General features: G+C 50.5%; 20 protein-coding genes. 13 read left to right on the top strand and 7 right to left on the bottom strand.

Going from position 1 to position 25,955, the window contains the following annotated elements; genetic code table 11:
- Positions 1 to 28: 28 nt before the first annotated feature.
- The 4 genes from alr to dctP form a co-directional block, all read right to left on the bottom strand.
- On the bottom strand, positions 29 to 1,171 hold the full coding sequence (alr, locus tag PsW64_RS21645; RefSeq protein ID WP_208980918.1) for an alanine racemase: 1,143 nt from the start codon (positions 1,169 to 1,171) through the stop codon (positions 29 to 31).
- 88 nt (positions 1,172 to 1,259) lie between these two features.
- Positions 1,260 to 2,549: a TRAP transporter large permease gene (locus PsW64_RS21640; protein ID WP_057465183.1), complete on the bottom strand. Its 1,290-nt coding sequence runs from the start codon at positions 2,547 to 2,549 to the stop codon at positions 1,260 to 1,262.
- On the bottom strand, positions 2,546 to 3,160 hold the full coding sequence (locus tag PsW64_RS21635; RefSeq protein ID WP_063292004.1) for a TRAP transporter small permease: 615 nt from the start codon (positions 3,158 to 3,160) through the stop codon (positions 2,546 to 2,548). The genes PsW64_RS21640 and PsW64_RS21635 overlap by 4 nt, the downstream gene beginning before the upstream one ends.
- An 80-nt stretch (positions 3,161 to 3,240) precedes the next feature.
- Positions 3,241 to 4,233 (bottom strand): TRAP transporter substrate-binding protein DctP, encoded by a 993-nt coding sequence (gene dctP / locus PsW64_RS21630; RefSeq protein WP_063304908.1) that lies wholly within the window; start codon positions 4,231 to 4,233, stop codon positions 3,241 to 3,243.
- A gap of 166 nt (positions 4,234 to 4,399) precedes the next feature.
- On the opposite strand from dctP, the gene PsW64_RS21625 reads away from it, so the two are divergent.
- Positions 4,400 to 5,359 carry a LysR family transcriptional regulator gene (locus PsW64_RS21625; RefSeq protein WP_063304907.1) on the top strand — a complete coding sequence of 320 codons (960 nt, stop codon included), beginning with the start codon at positions 4,400 to 4,402 and terminating at the stop codon, positions 5,357 to 5,359.
- 71 nt (positions 5,360 to 5,430) lie between these two features.
- On the opposite strand, the gene PsW64_RS21620 is transcribed toward PsW64_RS21625, so the two are convergent.
- Both PsW64_RS21620 and PsW64_RS21615 read right to left on the bottom strand, forming a co-directional pair.
- The gene (locus PsW64_RS21620; protein ID WP_244277322.1) at positions 5,431 to 6,600 is read right to left on the bottom strand and encodes an amidohydrolase; all 1,170 of its coding nucleotides are present in this window, start codon (positions 6,598 to 6,600) and stop codon (positions 5,431 to 5,433) included.
- Between the two features lie 1,163 nt (positions 6,601 to 7,763).
- Complete coding sequence (locus PsW64_RS21615; RefSeq protein ID WP_063304906.1) at positions 7,764 to 8,537, bottom strand: DeoR/GlpR family DNA-binding transcription regulator; 774 nt, start codon at positions 8,535 to 8,537, stop codon at positions 7,764 to 7,766.
- A 245-nt stretch (positions 8,538 to 8,782) separates the two neighbouring features.
- Between PsW64_RS21615 and PsW64_RS21610 the strand changes: the two genes are divergently transcribed.
- The 6 genes from PsW64_RS21610 to PsW64_RS21585 all read left to right on the top strand — a co-directional run bounded on the left by PsW64_RS21610 (position 8,783) and on the right by PsW64_RS21585 (position 16,583).
- The gene (locus tag PsW64_RS21610) at positions 8,783 to 9,724 is read left to right on the top strand and encodes an ABC transporter substrate-binding protein (protein ID WP_063304905.1); all 942 of its coding nucleotides are present in this window, start codon (positions 8,783 to 8,785) and stop codon (positions 9,722 to 9,724) included.
- A 98-nt stretch (positions 9,725 to 9,822) separates the two neighbouring features.
- Complete coding sequence (locus PsW64_RS21605; protein WP_063304904.1) at positions 9,823 to 10,854, top strand: quaternary amine ABC transporter ATP-binding protein; 1,032 nt, start codon at positions 9,823 to 9,825, stop codon at positions 10,852 to 10,854.
- Entirely contained in the window at positions 10,851 to 12,857 is a 2,007-nt protein-coding gene (locus PsW64_RS21600) for an ABC transporter permease (RefSeq protein ID WP_063304903.1), read from the top strand. The genes PsW64_RS21605 and PsW64_RS21600 overlap by 4 nt, the downstream gene beginning before the upstream one ends.
- The gene (locus PsW64_RS21595) at positions 12,854 to 13,747 is read left to right on the top strand and encodes a phosphotransferase (RefSeq protein ID WP_063304902.1); all 894 of its coding nucleotides are present in this window, start codon (positions 12,854 to 12,856) and stop codon (positions 13,745 to 13,747) included. The genes PsW64_RS21600 and PsW64_RS21595 overlap by 4 nt, the downstream gene beginning before the upstream one ends.
- 7 nt (positions 13,748 to 13,754) lie before the next feature.
- A complete protein-coding gene (locus tag PsW64_RS21590; protein WP_063304901.1) occupies positions 13,755 to 16,199 on the top strand; it encodes a GcvT family protein in 2,445 nt (814 codons plus the stop codon).
- Between the two features lie 126 nt (positions 16,200 to 16,325).
- Positions 16,326 to 16,583 carry a hypothetical protein gene (locus PsW64_RS21585; protein ID WP_063304900.1) on the top strand — a complete coding sequence of 86 codons (258 nt, stop codon included), beginning with the start codon at positions 16,326 to 16,328 and terminating at the stop codon, positions 16,581 to 16,583.
- Here PsW64_RS21585 and PsW64_RS21580 read toward each other — a convergent pair.
- On the bottom strand, positions 16,580 to 17,575 hold the full coding sequence (locus tag PsW64_RS21580; protein ID WP_153040749.1) for a GlxA family transcriptional regulator: 996 nt from the start codon (positions 17,573 to 17,575) through the stop codon (positions 16,580 to 16,582). The two genes, PsW64_RS21585 and PsW64_RS21580, sit on opposite strands and share 4 nt — an antisense overlap.
- Positions 17,576 to 17,691: 116 nt before the next feature.
- Between PsW64_RS21580 and PsW64_RS21575 the strand changes: the two genes are divergently transcribed.
- The 6 genes from PsW64_RS21575 (at position 17,692) to PsW64_RS21550 (ending at position 25,869) form a co-directional block, all read left to right on the top strand.
- Positions 17,692 to 18,927 carry a sarcosine oxidase subunit beta family protein gene (locus PsW64_RS21575; protein WP_446737473.1) on the top strand — a complete coding sequence of 412 codons (1,236 nt, stop codon included), beginning with the start codon at positions 17,692 to 17,694 and terminating at the stop codon, positions 18,925 to 18,927.
- Between the two features lie 12 nt (positions 18,928 to 18,939).
- Positions 18,940 to 19,257, top strand: a complete 318-nt coding sequence (locus PsW64_RS21570) for a sarcosine oxidase subunit delta (RefSeq protein WP_057465189.1) — start codon at positions 18,940 to 18,942, stop codon at positions 19,255 to 19,257.
- Complete coding sequence (locus tag PsW64_RS21565; protein ID WP_063304898.1) at positions 19,238 to 22,240, top strand: sarcosine oxidase subunit alpha; 3,003 nt, start codon at positions 19,238 to 19,240, stop codon at positions 22,238 to 22,240. The genes PsW64_RS21570 and PsW64_RS21565 overlap by 20 nt, the downstream gene beginning before the upstream one ends.
- 13 nt (positions 22,241 to 22,253) lie before the next feature.
- Positions 22,254 to 22,766, top strand: coding sequence for a sarcosine oxidase subunit gamma (locus PsW64_RS21560; RefSeq protein WP_063304897.1), 513 nt, complete (start codon positions 22,254 to 22,256; stop codon positions 22,764 to 22,766).
- 701 nt (positions 22,767 to 23,467) lie between these two features.
- Positions 23,468 to 24,742, top strand: coding sequence for an aromatic ring-hydroxylating oxygenase subunit alpha (locus PsW64_RS21555; protein WP_063288615.1), 1,275 nt, complete (start codon positions 23,468 to 23,470; stop codon positions 24,740 to 24,742).
- The gene (locus tag PsW64_RS21550; protein WP_063304896.1) at positions 24,739 to 25,869 is read left to right on the top strand and encodes a hybrid-cluster NAD(P)-dependent oxidoreductase; all 1,131 of its coding nucleotides are present in this window, start codon (positions 24,739 to 24,741) and stop codon (positions 25,867 to 25,869) included. Before PsW64_RS21555 ends, PsW64_RS21550 begins: the two co-directional genes overlap by 4 nt.
- The last annotated feature ends 86 nt before the right edge of the window (positions 25,870 to 25,955 follow it).

Genomic DNA, 25,955 nt, shown 5'->3' with positions numbered 1-25,955 from the left:
TTGTATCAATTGTAGAGATTATCTGAAGTCAGATGAGCAACGTTTCTTTCTTCGTGACATCCTGAGTGTGTTTTACGACGCGCGGATTGCGTTGACCCCAATCTGTATAAAGATCAGCCATGATGGTGCCTGAGGACGCCTCTGCCATTTGAGTTGTGATTTCAGCAGATTGCTGGCTACCAAACACAACCACTTCCTCTCCCAATGCAACGCTGGTGAGATCTGACACATCCACGACAATGGTGTTCATGGAAATTTTCCCCAAAACGGGCTGTTTTCTGCCCTGAACAAGCACACTGCTTAGTCCTGCAAAGCGTCGCAGATACCCGTTGGCGTATCCCAATGATACTGTCGCAAGTCGCTTGTCTTCATTCAGCACCGTCGCACGGTCATAACCAATCGTGCTGCCAGCGGGGAATTCTCCAAGGCTTATTATTCTCGCCTTTAATGTCATGGTGGTCTTAAAGCCAAGCTCTGGCTTTACAATGCCGTACATCACCGCACCACAGCGCATCATGTCTGTGTAAGGGTTGCATGAGGAGACGAGTGTCAGCGTACTGCCTGCATGGACCAGCAGGTTCTCACGCTGCAGAGACGTATTGGCAGCGACCCAATCCACGTCCTTATGATAGCGCGCGATGCTCGCCTCAAGTTCCGCAGGTAGATTTGAGGGAAAATGAGTGCTCACGCCTATGATGTGCGGTCCCAGCAAATCTACGATACGCTGGCATACCTCTTTGCCTTTTAGGGAGGAAAGCTCCAAGCCATCACGCGACATTCCGCCTGCATTTAACGAGAGATGGTAGTTTGCAGGTGTGCTGTCATTCCTGCGGACACTGGCAAGTTCCAATGCGCCCTCTAGACTGCCCACTTGCTCCTGAACCTGAAAAGGCAAAGCAGCTTCAGCCTCATCGCGCGTTGTTGCCCGCAACCGGAGCAAGTTACCTTTGTAACCGGTGTCGCGAACAGCCTGCGCTTCTGCGTTTGACGTGATGCCGACATAACGAACGTTGTTGCGCTGGATGATTGGCATGACGTTCGCGATACCGTGTCCATAGGCATCTGCTTTGACAACTGCACAGAACTTGGTTTTGTCGGGCAAAAGCCCGAGCGCAATCTTTAAATTCGCTTCAATTTGGGTGCACGAAATCTCGCACCAAGATGAATACATTGGTGTTGCCATCTTCATATATGCCGATGTGAAAGTAACAGTAGAGAGCTGCCTCAGCTTATTAGAGTGAGCTGAGGCCAAACTCTGATCAGCCGAACACCAGTTCTGGCAACCAAAGCGCAACCTGCGGGATAAAGGTCGTGATTACCAGCGTTGGCAGCCATGCGAATGCAATCATGATTAGCGTCGGCTTCATCATCTTATTGACCGGAGCGTCCGTCACACGAGCTCCAAGATAAAGCAATGGTGCTGTTGGAGGCGTGATGTTTGCCATGCCCAGATTGACACCAAGCACCGCTGCAAAGTGAACCGGTTCCATGCCTACACTTTGCACGATTGGCAGCAAGAGCGGCGCGGACAACAGCAAGCCGGAGATATCATCCATCAGCATGCCAATGAGGATCATGACCAGATTGACCATCAGCAGGATAATGATCGGATTATCAGAAACTGAGTAAATCAGATCCTTTGCCATTGCCGGAATATTCTCAAACACCAGAAACTGGCTGACAATGAGCACCATAAGTACCATCATCATAACAACGCCGATGGTTGTGCCGGCATAGCGCAGCGTTGGGAAAAAGTTCTCCCTATCAAGACCACGATAGATAAAGAAGCCGATCGGAATTGCGTAGATCACAGCGACACCGGCAGCTTCTGTTGGCGTCATAACACCACCATAGATGCCACCCAGAATGATCACAGGCATCAAGAGCGCAGGCATAGCTTTGAAGCTTCTGGTGCGCAGCTCAAACGCGAACTTGCCTCCCACACGTTCGGTCTTCAGGTCCTTTACATTCCGCAGCATCACGAAGTTCACGATGCAGAGGAACCCGATGAGGATGACCCCTGGAATAACGGTTGCCAGAAAGCATTTGAGCACGGATTGCTGTGTGGTCCAGGCATAGAGAATTTGCGAGGAGCTTGGCGGAATAAGCAGGCCCAAGGGACTAGCGCTCACGATCAGCGCCGCTGCCATGCCTTCCGGATAGTTGGCTTTGCGCAGATGCGGCATCATGATGGAGCCGATACAGGTCAGCGTAGCAGCAGCAGAACCAGAGATGGCTCCAAAGATACCACTTGCAACAACCGCAGCTGCACTCAGCCCACCACGGACGTTGCCCACCATTAACTCGGCAAGAGACACCAAGGGCGCCGCGATGCGGCCTCGCTCCATGATTGCGCCAGCCAGGATGAACAATGGGATTGCAAGCAGGACCAGTGAACTCACCTTCCAGTGCCCTGTTGGCATAAAGCCGCTGACGTCGTGCCCGCCAAAGAGCGCGATAAATAGCAGGACAGCGCCAAAGGACATTGGGACGCTGACGCCAATCACCAGCATGAGACAGATAAGAATAAGGCTTCCCAGAATAATCATAGTGCTGGCTCTTTTGTTTTTGTTGTCTCTGGCATGACCGGTGGAAGCGACACATCATCTTGCTGTTGCACATTTGGTTGTGCCGCAGATTTGGCTGGGCCGGTTTTGACGAGCACGATCAGATGCAGCAGGCTGTAGAAGGCCATGGTTGCAAAGCCGACCAGCATGGCAAGGCGTGGGACAAAGAACGGAATTCGAAGGGCAATTGTTGCCCGCCACCGGGGATAGCTGTCGATCTCATCAATGATCATGAGTGCGGACCAGTAAACCAGTGCCATCGCTATGATGAACTCAATCGAGCCGATAACGACGGCCCGTACATGTGCTTTGCGTGGATCCTTGATCACATAGGTCAGCAAGTCTGCATTCACATGAGAGCCATCGTAGGTTCCCATTGCGGCGCCTGCGAAATACATCCAGAAACAGATAATCAGCAGCCATTCTTCATAGGCAAACAGGTCTGAGCCAAATCCATAGCGAAAGATCACCACGAGGAAGAACGTGCCAGCCATGATGATGCAGCCGATGGCAAGCAACCAGGATTTGATCGTTACCAGACGGTCGACAAATCGAGACCAGCCTGGTGAGAGGTGTTGTGAGAGTTCAGACATGAATGCTCATAGTTCTGGCTTAACTTCAGGAAAAGGAACGGGCAGCAACAGACCACCCGTTCGCATAGGTGTCTTTGTGCTTATTTATCTGCCATCAGAGCATCGATGGTGTCTTTGCCAACGATTTCAGAGATTTGTGGCCATACGTCCGCACGCACTTTCTCAGCGATAGCAGCACGGTCTTCATCAGATATAGTCACAACCTGATAACCGCTTTCCTGAAGCTTTGTGACGTATTGTGCCTCGTTGTTTCGGCCCCAAGCGGCATAATCACGTGCGGCTTTGTCAAAAGCTGACTGGACAGCTGACTGCTGCTCTTGGGAGAGTTTGTCCCACGTGCGGCTGGAGGCGTAGTAGGTGGTGTTTTCGACTACAGCGTTATACGGGATGAAGGCCTTGCCAACATCAGAGGTTGCAAATGCGCTGTAAGCCAACTGCGCTGTACAGCAGATCGCTCCATCAACCGTACCCGCCTGAATGGCAGGAAAGACTTCACCCCAGTTCATTGTGGTGGCTTTAAACCCGATTGATTCAACGGTCGCTTTGATGACCTGAGAGCTCCAGACACGAATGTTCATGCCTTTGTCGCCTGTGTTGCCTGCATTGTCAGGCACATCATTTGCTACAACACCGATGAACCCTTCTGGTGCGTTCGCCAGAAGCTTGAGACCCAAGCCGTCAAGACGCTCCGCAAAGATCTTATTGAAGGCAGAACCTTTGTTCAGATAAACTTTTTCGGCTTCATCCCAGCTGCTCACAAGGTATGGCAGAGAGTTGATTTCAAGGACCGGATCACTGTGCGCATACACCACTGAATGCACCAGATCTACGTTTCCACGTGCAGCAGCTTCAAACAGTTCTTCGCCCGCACCGAGCTGGCCTGCCGGGAACACGGTTACTTTCAAATCAACATTGGCAGCTTCAATATCAGTCTTGATCTGCTCAAGCAGTGTGTTGCCGTAATGCTCCACTGGTACAACACCGGCAAGCTTCAAGTTGGTTGCAGCAGAAACGCCGCTTGTCAGTCCGATTGTCAGTGCAGTTGCAACTGCGAATTTTGTGAAATTGGTCAAGTGTCTCTCCTCCGGAAAATCGTTTTTTGCGTATGCCGAGTGCTGGTTGTGTGCGCTACCCCTTTTTGCTGCAACTAACAACCTACGCATAAATTCATAGGACCAAGAGTAGACGCATTAAGCAAGTTCATATATTTAATGTAGATATAAATTTGAGTAATATCATATGAATCGAACCTCTCTTGAACGCTTCTGTCGAAACCTCGATTGGAACTTGCTTTATACCTTTCTCATTATTGTTGAAGAGAAAGGGGTTACCAAAGCAGCAAAGCGGCTTTTGCTAACACAGCCAGCCATTACCAATGCCTTGAAACGATTGGAAAATCAGTTTGATTGCATGCTGATAGACCGTAATGCAGGTGAGTTCACTCTGACCAAAGCGGGGCAGCTTCTCTATGAGGAATGTCTTGAGATTTATAGCGGTGTGTCGCGCATTGCAGCAGTCCTGAAAGACGTGCGCGAGGACGTGACCGGACACGTTTCCATCGCAACAGCAACCCATGCAGAGTCGCCTGTGATTGATGCAGCTTTTGTTCGTTTTCACAGGACGCACCCAAAGGCGACGCTCTCAATCAAGGTTGCAACAAGTGGTGATGTGGTGACGCAGGTGAAGCGCAAAACGGCGTCTTGCGGAATAGGCCTCACCACGGCTCGTCAACCTGGCCTGACCTATGAGGTTATCTACCGTGAGAGATTTGCGCTTTATTGTGGTCGCCTCAGCCCGCTGTTTGGGCGTGATGATATTCGCAAGGAAGAGCTTGCCCACGAGCCCTATGTGACTTTCCCCACTGATGAACCCGGCGGAGAAATGAGTGAGTTTGCCATGGCACGCAACAAGCTGGGCATTGAGCATTCCCCTGTTGGTCGGTCCTATCATTTGGAAGAGTTGCGCCGATTGATCGAGATTGGCGTCGGCGTCGGCCCATTTCCGGTCCATGTGGCCCGGCCTTACGTCGAGGCGAAGCGCTTATGGCGCATTACCGACTTTGCAGACCTGCCGGTCTACGACATTGCACTCATTACGAACTCAAAGACCCGGCACAATGCAGCGGAGGCAGCGTTTATTGAAATCTTGCGGGATGAAATCAAAAAAGTGCCTTTGGAAGACAGAAGTTATCTGAATTAGGCCTGACCACTGGGGGTAAAACGAATGCCCCATCTCTGGGAGAGATGGGGCTACAAGCTCGTCGATGAGCTCTAATCAGCAAGACCCAAAAGCTGATCAATGATCGTAACGAACAGGTCTGCCCCAATCGGGATCAGCTCATCCGGGAAGTCATAGTCAGGATTGTGGAGCTGTGGCTGCTCTTCTCCAGAGCCCAAAAAGAACATGGCAGACTTTGTCCTATCCAATCCAAATCGGCCAAAATCTTCTGACCACCGCATCGGATAGTCCAGTTCCTTCAATGGGGTGCCGACCCGCTTCGCTGCCTGAATAATCTGGTCACGGCTTTCTGGATGATTGACACAGGCGAGGAAAATATCGTGCCATGTGATTGAAACATCCAGATCAGGTGTTGCCTGCGTGACAGCTTCTTGTGCCCGGTCAATCATATCTTCCATCAATGCATCACTGATGGACCGCAGTGTGACACGCAGCTCTCCAAACCCGGGTGCAATTCCAAACGTTGGCTCCCCTAAACGGGCATGTGTTAGTGTGCTGAGTGTAAATTGATCATTCATTTCCCCGCCGACACCCAGCTTCGCAAGCTGCTCCATCAACACAGAGATTGCCGAGGCCGGAGAAAAACCATCTTCCGGTGCAGCTGCATGAGAGCTCTTTCCGCGCAGGTTGATCTGCATTCCGCGGGATGCGCAATTGGCATACTCCCGGCAGATGCTGACTTCTCCCATGGGGCGTCCCGGTAAATTGTGCAGTGAAAACGCAAAATCAGGCCGGAACTCTGCGAAGTTCGGATCTTCAATCACAGCCGCCGCCCCTGCTCCAGTCTCTTCAGCTGGCTGGAACATCAACACAACACGCCCTTGCTTCGGGCGTCGCGCGGACAGCAAATGTGCTACGCCAAGAACCATCGTCATGTGCCCGTCATGCCCACACAGATGACCACGACCCGGGATTTGTGAGCGATAAGGAACCTCAGAGATCTCCTCAATCGGCAACCCATCCAGCTCACAGCGGATCATGACAGTTGGCCCATCTGCAGCACCACGATACTCAGCAATCACCCCAAAACCACCGAGCCCGGAAACAATACGATCAGCCCCAATCCGCTCGAGTTGCTCAACAATAAAGCGGCCAGTTTGTTCTTCTTCACCAGAAGCTTCCGGCGCTTTATGCAGCGTTTGCCGAACATCTGTCAGATGACCAATTTGTTCAGCAGTCAATTTGAGCTGGACCGTGTCCAAAATATAAGTCTCTTCTGCCAATATTGCTAATACCACTAATTTACAAAACTCGATGCCATATTAAGAAAACCAACGCCATCAAAGATCTATGTCAAAAAAACTTGGATACTTGTTTTCTGATACCGGCGTTTCATAATGCATAAGATCCAGAAATCAAATCGATTAGATGTATGTCAATATAAGTAATTCTTATACTTAACTCAGAAGTTGCGATCCGTGCGCCAACCTATTTTTATAAACTGATCATCCAAGTTTTCCGATAATCAGATAGTTCCATTATCATCAACTAATTACCAATGAAGCGCCGCAACTCAAATCTTAAGCTGGCATTTATTTAGTATTATGCCCAGCAAGCCGTGATTGAGGGAAACGCTATTAATTTCGATAATCGAAAAAATATTTATAAAAGAGAACATACCAATCATTATAGTGTAGGTTCTATCTAAGTATGTAGTTTATGCATGGCCGCTAGGCGCTCCTACACATATTGAAAAAACTGTCTCAATTTCCGCATTTATTGTATTAGTAGTGGAATTGAGTTTTGCAAGAGCCCCCATTTAAGTCCATCCTAAATGCAGTAAGTTTCTAAGAGTACCCTCTTTGTTAGACCTCTAGCAATGTGTTGCCTGTTTGGTCGTCTGATAACGTATTAGGAAAATGCACAACAAGTACAAAAGAATGGATTTAGTCCAATAGAGTTTCCAGAGTACGTTATCCAACCCACGGAAAAACTTGGAATATCATTTTAACTGACTGTGTGTTCGAGCTGATTGCAGCAAACATGCCCTCACCACACCAAACTAGTGAGGATACACAATCCGCTGCCTTGGTTTGCAGCCAGTAAACCAGCATCGCTGTCAAAGTCACGCAGGTAGTTTCTATGAGTATCCTGAGATTCAAAGAGAGAGCAACATCTGACGTCTATTGATCAACACGAACAGGTAGTCATCGCCTCGCTAAAACAGCAATTGAATTCACAACAAAACGAGGATAACTGCCATCAAGAGTTGAAAGCGTAGCACCCAATTCATGGGCACTTTCTTATCCTACAAAATAATCCTTCGTCTCAGCGAAAATTTGACTTGTCAAGCACGGTCCAGAAAAACTCCCGAAACAAGCAAATTGGTGTCGCTTTAAGCTCCTTGTAAAAGTATTGGCCATTCTCAATCTGCGATAACAATTTTTGCTTGCCAGATTTTTGCGGCTTGGTGGAATTCTGGTGCGGGTTCTTTCTCGCTTACAATCACATCAATGAGCGTTGGATCACATACAGTGATGGGTGCTGATCTGGTGAATTTTCTGGTATCAGCTGCCACAATCTTACATTTCGCATGCTTCATAACTGTGCGGGAAATCTGGGCTTCTTCCAGATCGAACAGCATTAACCCTTTGCTGGCGTTTATCGCCGCTGCTGACAGAATGGCGTAATCTGTTTCAAAGTTATCAAAGAAGCTCGTAACGGTTGCCCCGAATGCTCCGCCATCATGAGCCCGGAGTTCACCTCCCGCCATAAAAACCCGATTGTCGTTTCGCGTAGCAAGCTTATAGGCAACTGCGACCGAGTTCGTTACAACCATCAGGCGCTTATGGTCTTGCAACGCTTCGGCAATAAAAGCTGTTGTACTTCCCACATCAAGGAACAGAGAACTACCGTCTTCAATCATACTGGCGACAGTTGCTGCAATTTTCCGTTTTGCCTCCGGACATTCCTGCATCCGCGCATGAAAACTGCTCTCTTGGTCCTCTTCAGCGAATAGGCGAACACCACCATGGACTTTCTCAAGCAGACCTTCTTTCGCGAGGGGTTTGATGTTCCTTCGAATGGTCTCTTCAGATAGTTTCAGCTTCTTGGCAAGTGTGACGATTCGGCTTGTGCCACCTGCTGTTTTTATTGCGTTCAGGATTTCACGTTGTGTCTGATTGTTGATGTTTTCCATTCAATCTAATCCGTATTAATCCTGCATAGACATGGCTTAAGCTCTCCAATCTAAAACATAAAACACCTCATAAAGCCACATTTTCACACACTTTGAATCGGTATTAGTAGATTTTATTGTGCCATTATGTTGATTTCTGCAAATACCCCAACGTAAGATAAGTTGTCGTTGCTGGAGTTGATTGGGGTCGGGTTCAAATTCTTGCAGCGGATGGATGAATTGGATCATCTGCGGGAGGGGACCAAATGAAATACTCAGTAATTCCATCAATTGCTTTGGTTATGACTTGGGGAGTTAGCTCAGCAATTGCTGAAGTTGAGTCACTAGATCCAATCAAAATCACCACTCATGACTGGTCCGGTCAAATCATCACAACCACCATTATGGGTGAGGTTCTCAAGCAAGCTGGTTACAACATCGAGTATGTTCAAGCGGATTACATCGCTCAATTTGCGGGCCTAAAGACTGGTGATCTGCACGTTGCAATGGAGATCTGGGAGACAACTGGCCGGGAAGCAATGGATGAAGCCATTGAGACTGGAAATGTTGTCAGTCTTGGTGAAAGTGGCATGATTGCCATCGAGGAATGGTGGTACCCCTCTTACATGGAAGAGGCTTGTCCCGGCCTACCGAACTGGGAAGCGCTCAAGGACTGTGCAGATGTATTTTCAACAGCAGAAACGGCTCCTTTGGGACGGTACCTTGGCGGTCCGGTAACATGGGGCGGTTTTGATGAAGAGCGTGTCGAGGCACTTGAGCTTGACTTTGAAGTTGTCCATGCTGGTACCGATGCGGCTTTGTTTGCAGAACTGGAATCGGCTTATCAACGAAAAGCGCCAATCATCTTATGGCTTTATGAGCCTCATTGGGCACCAGCCAAGTATGAGGGCAAATTTATCGAATTTCCGTCCTACTCTGCTGCTTGCTATCAAGACGCGACAATCGGTGTAAATCCATCTGCGGCTTATGATTGTGGCAAACCTACTGGCCCCATCTGGAAAGTTGCCTGGGCAGGTTTGAGTCAAAAGTGGCCAGGTGCTGCTCAAGCGATTTCCAACTTCAATGTCAGCAATACCGAGATGAGCGCCATGATCTCCAAAGTCGATCTGGAAGGGCAATCCGTCGAGGTTGTTGTTGAAGGGTGGCTTTCTGCCAACAAAGATCGATGGGTTAGCTGGATAAAATAGAGCGTTCAAGATGAGTAGTTTCAGATCGAGGATCTGTTCCTTCTTGTCTGTGCAAGCTCAGCTTTATGCCCAATATCAGCGTTTTACGGAGATGTTTCATGGACCAGCCAGTGCTTTTAGATTGTAAAGGCCTCTGGAAGATCTATGGGGCAAACGCAGACACTTTTTTGCAAAATCGGGACAGCTCTCCGGACACCTCAGCCTTAGAGCAGGCAAATCTGACGGGTGCGGTTCGTGACGCAAACCTTCAGATTATGAAAGGTGAGATCTTTGTTATTATGGGCCTGTCTGGCTCAGGAAAGTCCACACTGGTGCGCTGTCTATCACGCCTCATAGAAGCAACTGCCGGTTCAATCCACTTTGAAGGCCAAGACCTTCTGGCAATGTCTAAACGTGAGTTGATTGACGTCCGCCGTAAAAAGATGGGCATGGTGTTCCAACAATTTGCGTTGCTCCCGCATCTGACTGTTTTGCAAAATGTTGCATTTCCTCTTGATGTTCAGGGCGTTCAACGACCGGAGCGCGAAGCGCGTGCCCATGAGATGATTGAGCTTGTTGGCCTTAATGGGCGTGAAACGGCGTATCCGCGAGAGCTTTCAGGTGGGCAACAGCAGCGGGTTGGTATTGCACGATCATTGGTCGGAGATCCGCATCTGTGGTTTCTGGATGAGCCCTTTTCAGCGCTTGATCCTCTCATTCGCAGAGAAATGCAAAATGAGTTCCTGCGACTCCAAAACAAACTTCATAAGACAATCATCTTCATCACACATGACTTTGAAGAGGCTATTCGGCTGGCTGATCGTATTGCCGTGATGAAAGACGGAGAAATTGTTCAGATCGCGACACCAGAGCAATTGGTGAGCAATCCCGCGACTGACTACGTCGAGGAATTTACACGCCATATTCCCAGAACCAAAGTCATTCAGCTTGAAACGATTATGACGACGGGCTGTCCTGCCGGGGCATATGCAGGCGATTTAAGCTATAGCATGAAGGTTGCAGATGTAGCTTCTGAGGTTGGGAAAACCAGTCGCCCATTTCGGGTGTTGGGCGATGACGGTGTACCCGTTGGTACTATCGATCGTGAAAAGATTGTCAGCGTCGTGCTTGGGCAGGAGCTGGTGGAATGAACTTCCATCTCCGTGACAGCTTGCGCAACCCTCGTTCCTTTTGGCTTTTGCTTTTTGCTTCAACCTGGCTTCTCTCAAGCTATTCCTTTCCACTTTACAAGGCACTCGGTGCCCGATGGATTATTAAGTTTCCAAGTGCCTGGCAATGGCAACTGGATGAAAGAATCAGCACTTTCATGGCTTGGCTCGTGGAAGATGCGGGATTTGGTCTTTTCACTTTTCGCCAGTTGACGCGGTTTCTTTCGGCAATAATTGAAGCGCCATACAACACAATGCGTGCTTTTCTTGCGGATGGGTTTCATTCTGGTCTCGGTCAACAAGCCGTTGAGATCTTCCCTTCCATGAGCTGGGTCGCGGCAACCCTTCTTCTGGTCTTATTAGCACTGCAAGCAGGTGGCTGGAGACTTGCAGCTTTGGTGGGTGGTTGTTTCCTCTATCTGGCTGTTTTCGGTCAATGGCAAAGTGCGATGGTGACTTTGGCGTCCATTGCTATTGCTGTCCCTTTCGGTGTGCTTAGCGGATTAATGCTTGGCATTCTCGCTTATCGTTCAGAGTGCTTTGAGCGGTTCCTGCGCCCTTTGCTCGATTTAATGCAGACAGTCCCGATCTTTGCTTATCTTGTGCCAATCTTGTTTCTGTTCGGGTTTGGGCCGGTCTCTGCATTAGTGGCCACGATTATCTATGCCATGCCTCCCATGGTTCGTGTGGTGCTTGTTGCATTACAATCCGTACCAGAGCCGCTGTATGAAGCCGGACGCATGGCGGGTTGTACGTCGCGCCAGATGATGTGGAAGGTGTTGCTGCCTTCTGCTCTGCCAACCTTAATGGTGGGTGTTAATCAGGTCATCATGCTCTCGCTGAACATGGTGATCATCGCCTCCATCATTGGCGCTGGGGGACTGGGGTACGATGTTTTGGCTGCACTGCGTCGTTTAGACATTGGTGGAGGCATTGAAGCTGGCTTGGCAATTGTCGTGATTGCAATTGCGCTGGACCGGCTAAGTCAGGCTTTTTCGCTGAATGCTCACTCGCAGCCCCAAGGTTCATCCGTAACTCAGATGACGCCTCTGATGTACTCTGTCATTGCATTGGCACTCACGGTTTTACTAGCGCTTCTTGGGAAGGTGTTCCCTGCAATTCAAAGTTATCCTGAGGCCATGGTTCTCACCACTGGCTCTTTCTGGGATGAGGCCATCAAGTGGATCAACATCAATTTCTTTGAGGTTTTTGAAGCAATCAAGACGGCGTTGCTGACCTACCTTCTTCTTCCAATAAAACGTTTCTTCGTAGGCATTCCCTGGGCTTGGGGCATCATAGCGCTCGGGCTTATTGGGTGGCGCGTTGGCGGGTGGCGACTAGGTTTTTTATGCGCCACACTGGCAGGTTTTGTTGCTGCCAATGGATTGTGGCGGGATGCAATGATCACCGTCTACCTCTGCGGTGTTTCAGTTCTAATAGCAGCGGTGATTGGGATGCCGCTCGGCGTGTGGGCCGGACAATCTGAGCGGGCAGACAGAGTCCTCAGCACTCTGGTTGACACTCTGCAGACGCTCCCAAGTTTTGTCTATCTGATCCCTGTCGTCATGCTTTTCCGCGTTGGTGAGTTTTCCGCCATGGTTGCTATCGTGCTTTATGCAATGGCTCCTGCTCTACGCTACGCCGCCCATGGGATCCGTGAGATTAGTCCGCAAGTGATTGAGGCTGGCAAGGTATCTGGATGTACACGCTGGCAGTTGCTCTGGCGTATAAAACTTCCTTTGGCTGTTCCCTCACTGCTGTTGGGGTTGAACCAAACGATTATGCTGGCATTGTCTATGCTGGTGATCACCGCTCTCGTTGGCACGCGGGATCTGGGTCAGGAAGTTTACATTGCACTTACGAAAGCAAATACCGGCCAAGGCATAGTCGCAGGCTTGGCTGTAGCCTTTATTGCAATCATCGCGGATCGGATTTTGTCCGCGCTTGCGAAATCCTCTCGAGCAAGATTGGGGTTGGCAACATGAGCGAAGCACTGACAAAGGAATTAGCCGTAACAAGAGCCCTTGAACTGCCATTTTGGAAAAAACCAACGAATGCCGAAATTCTGGGCGGTGGCATTACGAACTTCAACGTGAAGATCACTGATGAAGGACGCACTTATGTGGTGCGCCTTGGAGAAGACATCGTAGAACATGGGGTTATGCGGTTCAATGAACTCTCAGCTTGCCGGGCTGCCCATGCCGCAGGCATCGCTCCTGCTGTCCGTTACTTCCAAAAAGGTGCGCTGGTTCAGGATTACGTTGACGCTGAACCGTTGAGCGAAGCCGATATCCAAGATCCGCAAAGGCTACGCTCTATCGCCGGTGTCCTGACCAAAGTTCACCGGGAAGCAACGCAACTGATACGTGGCCCTGTCCTCGCTTTCTGGGTCTTTCACATCCTGCGCGATTATGCAGAAACGCTTCGCCTTATGGACTCGGATCATCTCCCGAGCCTCAATGCGTTGATGGCCAAGGCTGAAAAGCTTGAGCGTGCGGTTGGGAAGGTGCAGTTGGTTTTTTGCCATAACGATCTTCTTCCAGCGAACATCCTAAATGAGAATGAGCGGCTTTGGCTGGTCGACTGGGAGTACGCAGGCCTGAACTCTCCGTTGTTCGACCTGGGAGGTTTGGCAACAAATGCAAGTCTGTCTGAAGGCTTGCAAAAGATACTGCTCGAAACATACTTTGACGAGCCGGTCTCCGATGCACTTTGGGCCCAATACAGTGCCATGAAATGCGCATCCTTACTGCGCGAGAGTATGTGGAGCATGGTGTCTGAGCAGACATCCAAAATACAGTTCGATTACGCCAGCTATACCAGAGAAAACTTGCTCCGGTTTGAGCGTGCATATGCTGATTTGCAGTTGAAGTGAGGTTGAGATGAGAGAATTGCCAAAAACGGCGAAGGCTGTGATCGTAGGTGGCGGCATTGTCGGGTGTTCGACCGCTTATCACCTTGCAAAACTGGGCTGGGATGTTGTTTTGCTGGAACGTAAAAAACTAACGTCCGGCACGACTTTTCACGCTGCCGGGTTGGTTGGGCAGTTGCGTTCAAATGCCAATATCACTCAACTCCTTGGGTATTCCGTTGATCTTTATAAGCGCCTTGAAGAGGAGACCGGACAGGCAACTGGTTGGAAGATGAATGGCGGTCTTCGCCTTGCCTGTAATCATGAGAGATGGACTGAAGTGCAACGTCAGGCAACGACTGCGCATTCCTTTGGTTTAGATATGCAGCTTCTGACACCTAAAGAAGCTCAGGATCTCTGGCCTTTGATGCAAGTCGATGATGTTATTGGCGCCGCTTTTCTGCCAAGTGATGGTCAGGCAAACCCTTCAGATATTACACTGTCTCTTGCCAAAGGGGCTCGTTTGGCAGGCGCACAGATTTTTGAAGACACGAAAGTGCTGTGTGTTGATGTCGACAAAGGGGTAATCAGAGGCGTTGAAACCAGCCGAGGCCGGATTGACTGCGCTGTTGTCGTTGCCTGCTGCGGGCAATGGACGCGAGACTTTGCAAAGCATGTTGGTGTGAATGTGCCTTTGGTACCAATGCAGCATCAGTACATGGTCACCGAGCCGATACCTGGCGTACCCAGAGATTTGCCAACGCTTCGAGATCCGGACCGACTGACCTATTACAAGGAGGAGGTCGGCGGCCTTGTTATGGGCGGATATGAAGCCAACCCCCTTTCCTGGGCCGAGGATGGCATTCCAAAAGACTTCCACTACACATTGCTCGACAGCGACTTTGGGCACTTTGAACCGTTGATGGAGCTTTCTCTTGGCCGAGTTCCGGCTTTGGAGACTGCAGGTATCAAAGAACTCATCAACGGACCAGAGAGCTTTACGCCGGATGGCAATTTCATCATGGGTGAAGCTCCTGAACTCAAAAACTTTTACGTCAATGCAGGCTTTAATGCGTTTGGCATCGCCGCTGGCGGTGGCGCTGGAATGGCACTGGCAGAATGGATCGCAAAAGGCGAACCACTCTTCGACCTGTGGCCTGTCGACATTCGTCGTTTTGGACGTCCGCACTTTGATAGTGACTGGATACGTACGCGGACAAAAGAAGCCTATGCCAAACACTACACAATGGCTTGGCCGAGTGAGGAACATGAAAGCGGTCGTCCCTGTCGCAAATCACCGCTCTATGAGTTTTTGAAAGCAGATGGCGCGGTGTTTGGCGAAAAACTGGGATGGGAACGCGCCAACTGGTATGCAGATACTCATAATGGAGAAGCTCAAAAAGACATCTATACTTTTGCGAGGCCCAATTGGCACGAACCTGTTGGCCGCGAACATAACGCAGCCCGCTCCTCTGCGGTGCTCTTCGACCAGACGTCCTTTGCAAAATTTACACTCAAGGGACCTGATGCAGTCGATGCACTCAGCTGGATTGCAGCAAATGACGTAGATAAGCCGATCAGCTCACTGATCTACACGCAAATGCTCAACGATCATGGCGGTATTGAATGCGATCTTACCTGCGTGCGAATGGCAGAAGATGAGTACTACATTGTCACGGGAACTGGTTTTGCCATCCATGATTTCGATTGGATTTCCCGCAATATTCCAGAGGGCATGAATGTTCAGCTGGTAGATGTCACTTCGGCTTATGTGGTCCTTTCTCTTATGGGGCCCAACTCTCGCGAGATCTTGAAACGCGTAACCCGTGATGACGTGAGTAATGATCATTTTCGGTTTGGCCAAGCTCACAAAATCGGCATTGCAGGCTGTCCTGTTCATGCGCTTCGAGTGACCTATGTTGGGGAGCTGGGCTGGGAACTGCATTTGCCGGTTGAGTATGCGACAACCGTCTATGCTGCGCTTCATGAAGTCGGACAGGAGTTTGGGCTGCGTAACGCTGGATACAGAGCTATTGAAACGCTGCGTTTGGAGAAAGGATACAGGGCCTGGGGGAGTGACATAGGTCCCGATCACACCCCAGAAGAAGCCGGCCTTGGCTGGGCAGTGAAGCTCAAGAAGAATATAGCCTTCAAAGGCCGTGGTGCCATTGAAGAACAACGAACACACGGTGTCAAAAAGATGCTGGCGACTTTTGTAACTGATGGTGACATCATATTGTCAGGCCGAGAAACGATTTATCGCGACGGTGTAAGGGTCGGCTGGCTGTCATCCGGTGGCTTTGGTCATACGTTGCAAAAATCCATCGGCTTGGGCTATGTCCGCAATACCGATGGTGTCGATCGTGAGTTTGTTCTTGGTGGCAAGTATGAGCTGGAAGTTGCAACAGAACTGGTACCCTGTGACGTACACTTATCACCTCTGTATGATCCTAAAATGATGCGCGTAAAAGCTTGATCCAACTACGGTTCTAAAGTTTATGACAGGTTTCAATAGCGAGTTTCACAATAATACTGGTTTACAGAGAAACGTGGAGCTGACAAAACTTGGAGATAGGTTCAAACTGCATACTTCATTGAGGCCATGATTTACATCTTCATCATTTTTGGGGCCGCATTCGGATTGATTGCTGTTCCTCTAGGGTTTTTTATCGGCCTTCAGGTTTCGCCAATACTCGCGAATATTCTTCTGTTTCCCTTCATTACGGCCAGTTGGCTGCTGGGTGTGCCTCTTGGAGAAATGTCTGGCCTGCTGCGCATTTGCCTCACAGTGCTGTCTTCAATTATTTGGGCAGGATTGTTTGGCTTTGTTGGTTCGCTGCTTAAGAAGAAGCCTTCTTAAGCAGGTAAGGAATTGCGATATCCACTTGCGGTCATGCCGGTGTGTTTCTGGAAGACTTTGTTAAAGTGAGATGCGTCAAAGAAGCCGGACCGTATGGCAACATCTGTGATGGTTGCCTCTGTTTCTCCCAGTAAGCGTTTGGCTTCTTCTACTCGTATATGACTGAGTGCTTCGGCTGGGGATTTATCAAGGTCAGACTTAAATTTCATTTCAAGACTGCGTCGTCCAACGCCCAACATCTTACAAAGCTGCTCTATGCTGCGCAGATTTTCCGTTTCCTGCTGCATCATCAGCACTGCCCTTTGGACCAGATTATCTTTGGCTTTAAGCGACGTTGGCAGGAACGGTTGGGCTTTGCTGTCATCTTGAGCTTCATCCACCATCAGAATATGAAGGCTCTTGCGGGCTTGCCGCAGGCCGACATGACGCTCTACCAGATGGGCTGCAACATGCACCGCACTTGTTCCGCCTGAACAGGAAATACGGTCCCGGTCCACTACAAAAATGCGATCTGAGACTGGCTCCAATCCATCAAATTGCTCAAGGAAGTCCGTCCGGTGAAACCAGCTCACACAGCATTTATAACCGTTCATCAAACCGGCACGGTGCAGAATAAAGCTACCAGTACACAAGCCGATCAAGGGCACGTCCTTCGACACAGCAGATTTCAGATAGTGCACATAGCGAAGATCAAGGCGTTCGATGTGATCGATCAGCCCTCCAACAACCACCAGGTAATCAAAATGAGCTGGATCGATCAAATTGGTATCAGGATGAATGCGCACGCCGCAACTGGCGCGGATGGGCTCCATATCAGGTGCGATGACGCTCCAGCTGCATAGAATTGGCCTGCTGCTGTCTCCTTCATCGGCAGAAAGACGCAGCACATCAATAAAGCTGGCGAAGGCCGACAATGTGAACCGGTTGGCCAGAATGAAGCCAACATTGAGCGCTGGTCGGGGCTGCCGCTTGGTCCGTGTTGTGTTCTCCACCTGCACCTCCTGCGCAAAAATACCTCATAATATTCGCAAGGGTACCATACACATCTTTACATAGCAGGCAATCTCTCTTGAATTCCAAGGAGGTAGCCTTGTCAAAATTTTCCGCAATGACGCTCCTGAAAGGAGCGCTCACAGGCTATAAAAACGTTGAGCCGCAATGGTCTGACGCTGAGCTAAAAAGCGAATATGACGTCATCATCGTAGGTGCCGGTGGGCATGGCCTTGGGGCCGCCTACTATCTGGCAAAAGAACATGGCATCACCAATGTGGCGGTGATTGACAAGGGATGGCTTGGCGGCGGCAACACTGGCCGGAACACGACCATCATTCGCTCAAACTACCTTTATGATGAAAGTGCGCGCCTTTACGACCATGCCGTCGACCTTTGGGATGGGCTTAGTCAGGACCTGAACTACAATGTCATGTTCTCGCAGCGCGGTGTGATGATGTTGGCGCACAACGTTCATGATGTGCAGAGCTTCAAGCGTCACATTCACTCCAATCGTTTGAACGGCGTTGATAATGTCTGGCTCACTCCTGAACAGGCCAAAGAAAAGTGCCCGCCCCTCAACATCGCGGCCAATGCTCGTTATCCTGTGATGGGAGCCGCGTTTCAGCAGCGTGGCGGGACAGCACGGCATGACGCAGTGGCTTGGGGTTATGCACGCGCTGCGGCGGCAAGAGGCGTTGATATTATTCAGAACTGTCCGGTTCTATCAATCGAACGAGGACCAGACGGATCTGTCACAGGCCTTCAAACCGCACGCGGTTTTGTGAAGGCTAAAAAGATCGCGGTTTCTGCAGCTGGAGGAACCTCTGTGGTGATGGATACTGCCGGTGTGCAGCTTCCTCTAGAAAGCTATCCTCTTCAGGCGCTTGTGTCTGAACCTGTTAAGCCGATCTTTCCTCAAGTGGTGATGTCCAACAGTGTGCACGCCTATATCAGCCAGTCTGACAAGGGCGAGCTGGTGATTGGTTCTGGAACAGATCAGTACGTTTCTTACTCTCAACGTGGTGGCTTGCCGTTGATTGAGCATACGCTTGCTGCCATCTGCGAAGTGTTCCCGATTTTCCGCCGTATGCGCATGCTGCGCAAATGGGGCGGTGTGGTTGATGTGACGCCTGACCGTTCTCCAATCCTTGGAAAGACCCCTGTGCAAGGCCTCTACCTCAATTGTGGTTGGGGTACGGGCGGCTTCAAGGCAACGCCGGGCTCTGCGCACGTTTTGGCGCACACAATTGCAAAAGATGAACCTCACCCTATCAATGCGCCGTTCACGCTCTCGCGTTTTGAAACAGGTCGTTTGATTGACGAAGCAGCAGCTGCTGCCGTGGCGCACTAAGGAGGCAGCCTGATGCTCTTAATCCACTGTCCTTATTGCAAGGAAAAGTTGCCTGAGCTGGAATTTGAATATGCCGGGCAAGCGCATATAGCGCGCCCAGAAAACCCTGCTGAACAAACAGATGCTGAATGGCGCGACTATCTGTTTATTCGCTCCAATGTACGCGGAGATCATGCCGAGCAATGGCGACACTCACATGGTTGTGGGCGTTATTTCAACGCTCTGCGGAACACTGTGAGCGACAAATTCATCGCCACCTATGAGATTGGACAGGCCTGCCCGACTAGCCACGCAGAAGGTGAAGAGAACAATGAACAACTGGAGAGTTGACGGCAAAGGCCGCATCAATCGCGACAAGCGTGTTCGCTTCACTTTTGATGGCGTTTCCTACCAAGGATATGAAGGCGATACGGTTGCCTCTGCCCTGCTTGCCAACGGCGTTCATCTTATGGGGCGTTCGTTTAAGTATCACCGTCCGCGTGGTCCTGTGACAGCCGGATCAGAAGAACCTAACGCGTTGATTGGAACGTCCCGCTCTGGTGCAGGTCGCTTTGAACCAAACACCCGCGCTACCGTCCAGGAGCTTTACGAAGGGCTGACCACTGTTAGCCAAAACAAGTGGCCGAGCCTGAACTTTGATGTGGGAGCCGTGAACGACAAGCTCCACAAGCTGTTTGCAGCCGGGTTCTACTACAAGACCTTCATGTGGCCAAAGAGCTTCTGGGACAAGGTATATGAGCCTGTTATCCGGGCTTCTGCCGGATTGGGCGTCTCCCCAACCGAACCGGATGCTGACACTTATGCCTCGCGCTATCTGCATACGGAACTGCTGATTGTTGGTGCTGGGCCTGCAGGGCTTGCGGCTGCTTTAACAGCGGCTCACAATGGAACTGATGTGGTTTTCGTCGATGAGAACCGGGAGCTTGGAGGCTCTCTGCTTTCGGAGGCTCCATCTGCCATTGATGGGAAAGACACCGAGAGCTGGCTTGCAGCAGTTATTGCTGAGCTTGAAGCCTGCGACAACGTTCGTATCATGACCCGTGCGACTGCTATTGGCTATTACCATGAGAACATGGTGGGCGTTGCTGAAAAGCTCACAGATCACATGGAAAACCCGCCTGCAAATGCTCCACGAGAACGGATGTGGCGTATTCGAGCGCAGGAGGTCATTCTTGCTCAAGGTGCACTTGAGCGCCCGTTGGTGTTTGATGGCAATGATCGCCCCGGTGTGATGATGGCAGGTGCGGCGCAGACCTATCTCAACCGCTACGGCGTGAAGGTTGGCAATGCTGCTGTTGTGGTTACTTCACACGATTCAGCCTGGTACGCCGCCTTTGACCTTGCTGATGCAGGTGCGAAAATCCCCGCGATTGTTGATGTGCGCACCACTGTGAATGACTACTTGCAATCGGAGGCCCAAAAACGCGGCATAGCGGCGAAGGTTGGCCACAGTGTAACGTCAGTAAGCGGGACAAAGCGCGTCTCCGGGGTGAAAGTCGGCAGGATTTCTGGCGAACAACACGTTACTGACATCATTTCCATCCCTTGCGATGCCGTTTTGATGAGTGGTGGGTGGACGCCATCCCTTCACCTGTTCTCTCACACCAAAGGCAGTTTGCATTGGGATGAAGAGAACGAAGTCTTCTTGCCTGGTGAGCGAACCGAACGGTGTCATATCGCCGGTGGTGGGCGTGGGTTATGGAGCCAGCAGGCCGCTTTTGATGATGGTGTGCATGCAGCTCAGCAAGCTTTGACTTCATTGGGACAGAATGCACCAGGTCTTTCCGTTGATGTTGATGGGGATCGAGCTGGTTCCGGTATCGTTATGGAAGAGCTGCCAAGCAACGATGATAAGCTGGCACGCCGGGCTTTTGTGGACTTTCAGAACGATGTGACAGCCAAGGATATTCGCCTTGCTGTGCGCGAAGGTATGCTCTCCATCGAGCACGTAAAACGCTTTACGACCAATGGCATGGCGACCGATCAGGGCAAGATGTCAAACATGAATGGTTTGAAGATCGCTGCGAATGAACTTGGGCGCCCTACTCCCAAGGTTGGCCTGACCACGTTCCGTCCGCCTTATACGCCCACGACATTTGGAACGTTTGCCGGCTATCACAAGGATGAGCTGTTTGAGGTGACGCGCAAGACCAACATTGATAGTTGGGCAGAAGAGAACGGTGCTGTGTTTGAGCCTGTCTCCTTGTGGCGCCGTGCGTGGTATTACCCCAAGGCTGGTGAAGATATGCACGCGGCGGTGGCACGGGAATGCAGAGAAACGCGCGCTTCTGTCGGCATGTTTGATGCCTCTACTCTCGGCAAGATTGAAGTTGTCGGGCCGGATGCTGCCGAGTTCATGAACCGGATGTATACCAACCCATGGACAAAGCTGGCATCTGGTCGGTGTCGCTATGGTCTACTTCTGGGTGAAGATGGTTTTATTCGGGATGATGGAGTTATCGGACGGATCAGTGAAGACCGCTTCCATGTGACGACTACCACCGGTGGTGCAGCGCGTGTTTTGACTATGATGGAGCACTTTTTACAGACCGAATGGCCTGATCTGGATGTGTGGCTCACATCTACGAGCGAGCAATGGTCGACCATTGCGCTGAATGGGCCGAATGCTCGTAAAGTGCTGGAATCATTTGTAAAAAGTACAGATCTTTCGGCTGAAGCTTTCCCGCATATGGCGCTTCGTGAGTGCACTGTGGGTGGTTTTGAAGCTCGTCTCTTCCGCGTCAGCTTTACTGGTGAACTGGGGTTTGAAGTGAACGTTCCATCTGAGCATGGGCGCACACTTTGGGAGATGCTTTATCAGGAAGGCAAGAAGTACGACATGTGTGTCTATGGCACTGAAACTATGCATGTTTTACGGGCAGAAAAAGGCTTTATCATTGTTGGGCAGGACACCGATGGCACTGTTACGCCAGCGGACGCGGGCCTGACCTGGGCCATTGGCAAGAAGAAGCCTGATTTTGTCGGCAAGCGTTCTTTGACGCGGCCTGATATGCTGTTGCCAAACCGAAAGCAACTGGTTGGTCTTTTGACGGAAGATTCAAGTGTTGTGCTGGAGGAAGGTGCGCAGATTGTTGAGAGCGGTGACACTGCTATCCCTACTAAGATGTTGGGGCATGTGACGTCTTCCTACTGGAGTGAAGCACTGGGGCGTTCCATTGCTATGGCTTTGATTGAAGGTGGTTTTGAGCGGAATGGCACCTCAATAGATATTCCAATGCCAGGTCAAACCCATCGTGCAACTGTCAGCGGAACCGTGTTTTACGATCCTGATGGCGACCGGATTAAGATGTAAGGGAGTGGCACATATGGCTTTCAATAGTACAGTCGAAACACTGCCAGAAATGGGCCGTTTTAGTTTGCGTTGTAAGCGTGAAAACACCGTTGCTATGTCAAAAGCACTCGGTTTTGAGCTGCCCTCATCCATCAGCGAGAGCGCTCAGTCAGGCGGCATGACTGCCCTCAAATTGGGGTCGGATGAGTGGATGCTGACCTGCCCAATGGAGGCGCGTTCAGAAATTGAAAAATCGTTGGCAGCGATCTATCCGGACGCTGTTCATAGTCTGACTGACATTTCCAGTCGGGAAGTCAGTATCCGGATTTCAGGTCCTAAAGCTGAGGAGCTGCTCTCTACGTCCTGTCCACGAAACCTTGCGGAGTTGAAGAGTGGTCGTGGGGTGCGGACTATTTTTGACAGTGTGCAGGTGATCCTGACACGAGAAGAGCAGAACCAGTTTCGGCTGGATGTTTGGCGATCGTTTGTGCCCCATGTGATGGGGTTGCTGACGGTAGCTGTTGCGGAGTTTGAATGCGGCCTTTAGGGCCGCATTTTTCTTGAGCGCATTTATCCTGCCTCTCTTCAATTTTATTTGAGCTTTTGCTCACGCCTCGTGCGGATCAGCCTGACGTTTTCGTCAGATGCCTAAGCATTTTCTGCAGCATTTCTGCACAGAATCTCTGTCATTCAACCTATCAATTCACCGTGTGGTTGAGGCTGTCTTGAATTTGCAGCGGGAGCAACGTAGAGGCGTCGCATTTTTACTGTCAATGTGCCTCAAACTTCCTGCCTCCATGAGATTAATTCGAACTAGATTTCCTGATTACTCTCGAGTTTCACGGGCCTGACGCAAAGAAACTGCCCATGAAATTTTAGAGAACTGTCACACTGTAAGAGGGAGGCTTAAAGTGTATCAGTCAGCATTTTCCAATGCTTGTGCGAAACACAGGCCTTGCCGCAAATCGACGAACTCCTGGCTCGTCTGTGTTGAGCCAGCTTCAGTTCATTCCACCGGTTTTGATCATGTGTGGCTGAATTCAAGTCATGCCTCTTTGGTGTTCTCTGAATTCTCTTTAACAAACTACGCTAAGCCTCTTTACAAGCACGCTAATTCCAAATCGCTTCATACAGAAGTGATTGACGTTCTATCGACTTGTTCTTCACGATCAGGCCAGACACCTGATCATCTCAGCAACCTGCACCGGTCAACTTCCCAGGCATCATTTTAAGCCGAGGTATCTGAACATGAGCGTTCCGTCTTACATTCAAGATCTTATAGCTCACCGCGAAAAGGGCAAAAGCCTCAACGCCCCCTTCTATAGTGCTCCCGACATTCTTGATCTGGACATGGAGGTCTTCTTTCGCAAACACTGGATTTTCGTAGCTGTCGAACCTCAGCTTCCGGAACCGGGCGATTGCATTACCGTTGAAATCGGCAAGACATCCGTCCTGCTTTTGCGCGGCGATGACATGTACATCCGCGGCTTTCATAACATCTGCCGGCATCGTGGTGCGAAGCTCATTGATGAGCCTGAGGCCACAATCGGCAACATTGTTTGCCGCTATCATGGGTGGACATATAACGAGGATGGCGAACTCATTCTGGCCGAGCATATGGGCAAGGACTTTGACAAGACCTGTCATGGTCTGAAGACCGTTCATGTGCGCTCAATTGCAGGTCTCATCTTCATTTGCCTTGCGGAGAACCCTCCGGAAGACATTGAAGAGATGGCGCAGATCATGGAGACCTATATTGCGCCTCATGATATTGCCAACTGTAAGGTGGCCTACACGGCTGATCTGATTGAAGAAGGCAATTGGAAGCTGACGCTTGAGAACAACCGTGAGTGTTATCACTGCGAAGGCACTCATCCGCAGCTCACCGTTCCACTCTCCGAGTTTGGTTTTGGCTTTTCGCCTGATGAAATGGATGAGCGGCGCACGGCTGACGTCAACAAGTATCTTTCTTTGCTTGAGAGCGAGCATAAGCGCTGGGAGGCCGCTGGCCTGCCTTCTGCCGAGGTGGACAAGCTGGCCAATGCCACCAGCTTCCGTTGTATTCGCCTGCCTTTGATGGGTGAAGGCGAGTCCCATACTCTGGACACCAAGATCGCCAGCAAGAAGCTGCTCGGAAACTTCAAGGACGCCAAGCTTGGTGGCTTGAGCTTCTGGCATAATCCCAACTCCTGGCACCATTTCATGAGTGATCACATCGTGACCTTTGCTGCTTTCCCATTGTCGCCGGACCGTACGCTGGTGCGGACCACGTGGCTGGTACACAAGGATGCGATTGAGGGAGAAGATTACAACCTCGATAACCTGAAGCAGGTCTGGATGATGACCAACCAGCAGGATGCGGATCTGGTGCGCCTGGCACAGCTTGGCAGTGAAGACCCTGCTTATGAGCAAGGCCCATACTCGGAATACACAGAGCCTCATGTGGAAGCACTTTGTGATTGGTATATTGAACGCCACAAAGCGCACATGCCTGCCGGTGATGTTGAAATGGCGGACGCATGACTCAGAACGTAACTTTTGATGATCTGAAGACTGTCACGGACTACGATGAAGAACACTTCACCGAAGCGACCCGGATCCCCATGTGGGATCCGGAGGTGGATGATGTTCTGGTCTGCCGGCAAGTGCGGCAGGAAACGCATGATGTGAAGACGTTCCTGTTTTCTGCGCGCGAGCCTCGGGTTTTCAGGTTCTATCCCGGCCAGCATATGACCTTCGAGCTTCCGGTCGAAGGCATGATCATGCGCAGTTACACAATTTCCGCTTCTGCTGCGCGGCCCTATCGTGTTGAGATCACGGTCAAGCGGGTGCCGGGTGGTCCGGGCTCCAACTGGCTTTTAGACAACATGCTGCCGGGCAAGGAAGTGAATGTCTCTGGCCCTGCTGGTGAGTTCACCACGGATGCCACGCAGGAAGAGAAGCTGTTATTCATTTCAGCAGGCAGTGGCATCACACCCATGATGTCAATGACCCGCACGGCTTGTGATCTTGCAGAGCCGACAGATCTGCATTTTGTTCATGCTGCACGCACACCTGCGGATATCATCTTCAGACATGAACTGGAATTGCTGGCTGCACAAAACCCTGCCTTCAAGCTCTCTTTTACTTGCAGCACGACATCTGGATACAACAGCTGGAGCGGGTTTGAGGGTCGTTTGAGCCTTCAGATGCTGTCTCTTATGTCGCCAGACTTTAAAGACAGGAAGATCCTATGTTGCGGCCCTGCCCGTTTCATGGAAGGCGTGCAAAACATGCTGCAGGAAGCAGGCTTCGACATGGCTAACTACCATGAAGAAAGCTTTGACTTTGGGGCTGAGACAGCTGGTACCTTTGAGGATCAGATTTCTGCGCCGGAAATCAGTGACCAAACCTATCGGGTCACCTTCACCAAGACCGGACATGTTGTTGAGTGTGGGCCGGGCATGACAATCCTTTCTGCTGCGCGTGAAGCTGGTATTTTGCCGATGGCATCCTGCCAACGCGGTATTTGTGGCACATGCAAATCTCAACTGGTTTCGGGTGAAACCGACATGCAACATGGCGGAGGCATTCGAAAACGGGAAATTGATCAGGGTAAGATCCTGATTTGCTGCACAACACCTTTGTCAGACATTGAAGTGGACCTTTAGTGTTTGGCACTCCCCCATCCATTGATAAGTGACAATAAAAAAGTGTATCTAAATCAATAAGAACGATAAGAAGGGTCCAGCCCAAG

The organism is Pseudovibrio sp. W64, assembly GCF_001623145.1.
GTDB lineage: Bacteria > Pseudomonadota > Alphaproteobacteria > Rhizobiales > Stappiaceae > Pseudovibrio.
Note: the sequence above shows the minus strand (reverse complement) of the source record. Positions and strands in the feature narration are given on the sequence as shown.

Coding starts and splice junctions, on each gene's coding strand:
- PsW64_RS21555 (WP_063288615.1), top strand. CDS start 23,468: ATGAGCGTTCCGTCTTACATTCAAGATCTTATAGCTCACCGCGAAAAG.
- PsW64_RS21575 (WP_446737473.1), top strand. CDS start 17,692: ATGACGCTCCTGAAAGGAGCGCTCACAGGCTATAAAAACGTTGAGCCG.
- PsW64_RS21635 (WP_063292004.1), bottom strand. CDS start 3,160: ATGTCTGAACTCTCACAACACCTCTCACCAGGCTGGTCTCGATTTGTC.
- PsW64_RS21600 (WP_063304903.1), top strand. CDS start 10,851: ATGAACTTCCATCTCCGTGACAGCTTGCGCAACCCTCGTTCCTTTTGG.
- PsW64_RS21625 (WP_063304907.1), top strand. CDS start 4,400: ATGAATCGAACCTCTCTTGAACGCTTCTGTCGAAACCTCGATTGGAAC.
- PsW64_RS21560 (WP_063304897.1), top strand. CDS start 22,254: ATGGCTTTCAATAGTACAGTCGAAACACTGCCAGAAATGGGCCGTTTT.
- PsW64_RS21610 (WP_063304905.1), top strand. CDS start 8,783: ATGAAATACTCAGTAATTCCATCAATTGCTTTGGTTATGACTTGGGGA.
- alr (WP_208980918.1), bottom strand. CDS start 1,171: ATGTATTCATCTTGGTGCGAGATTTCGTGCACCCAAATTGAAGCGAAT.
- PsW64_RS21605 (WP_063304904.1), top strand. CDS start 9,823: ATGGACCAGCCAGTGCTTTTAGATTGTAAAGGCCTCTGGAAGATCTAT.
- PsW64_RS21585 (WP_063304900.1), top strand. CDS start 16,326: ATGATTTACATCTTCATCATTTTTGGGGCCGCATTCGGATTGATTGCT.
- PsW64_RS21640 (WP_057465183.1), bottom strand. CDS start 2,549: ATGATTATTCTGGGAAGCCTTATTCTTATCTGTCTCATGCTGGTGATT.
- PsW64_RS21595 (WP_063304902.1), top strand. CDS start 12,854: ATGAGCGAAGCACTGACAAAGGAATTAGCCGTAACAAGAGCCCTTGAA.
- PsW64_RS21590 (WP_063304901.1), top strand. CDS start 13,755: ATGAGAGAATTGCCAAAAACGGCGAAGGCTGTGATCGTAGGTGGCGGC.
- PsW64_RS21570 (WP_057465189.1), top strand. CDS start 18,940: ATGCTCTTAATCCACTGTCCTTATTGCAAGGAAAAGTTGCCTGAGCTG.
- PsW64_RS21615 (WP_063304906.1), bottom strand. CDS start 8,537: ATGGAAAACATCAACAATCAGACACAACGTGAAATCCTGAACGCAATA.
- PsW64_RS21550 (WP_063304896.1), top strand. CDS start 24,739: ATGACTCAGAACGTAACTTTTGATGATCTGAAGACTGTCACGGACTAC.
- PsW64_RS21565 (WP_063304898.1), top strand. CDS start 19,238: ATGAACAACTGGAGAGTTGACGGCAAAGGCCGCATCAATCGCGACAAG.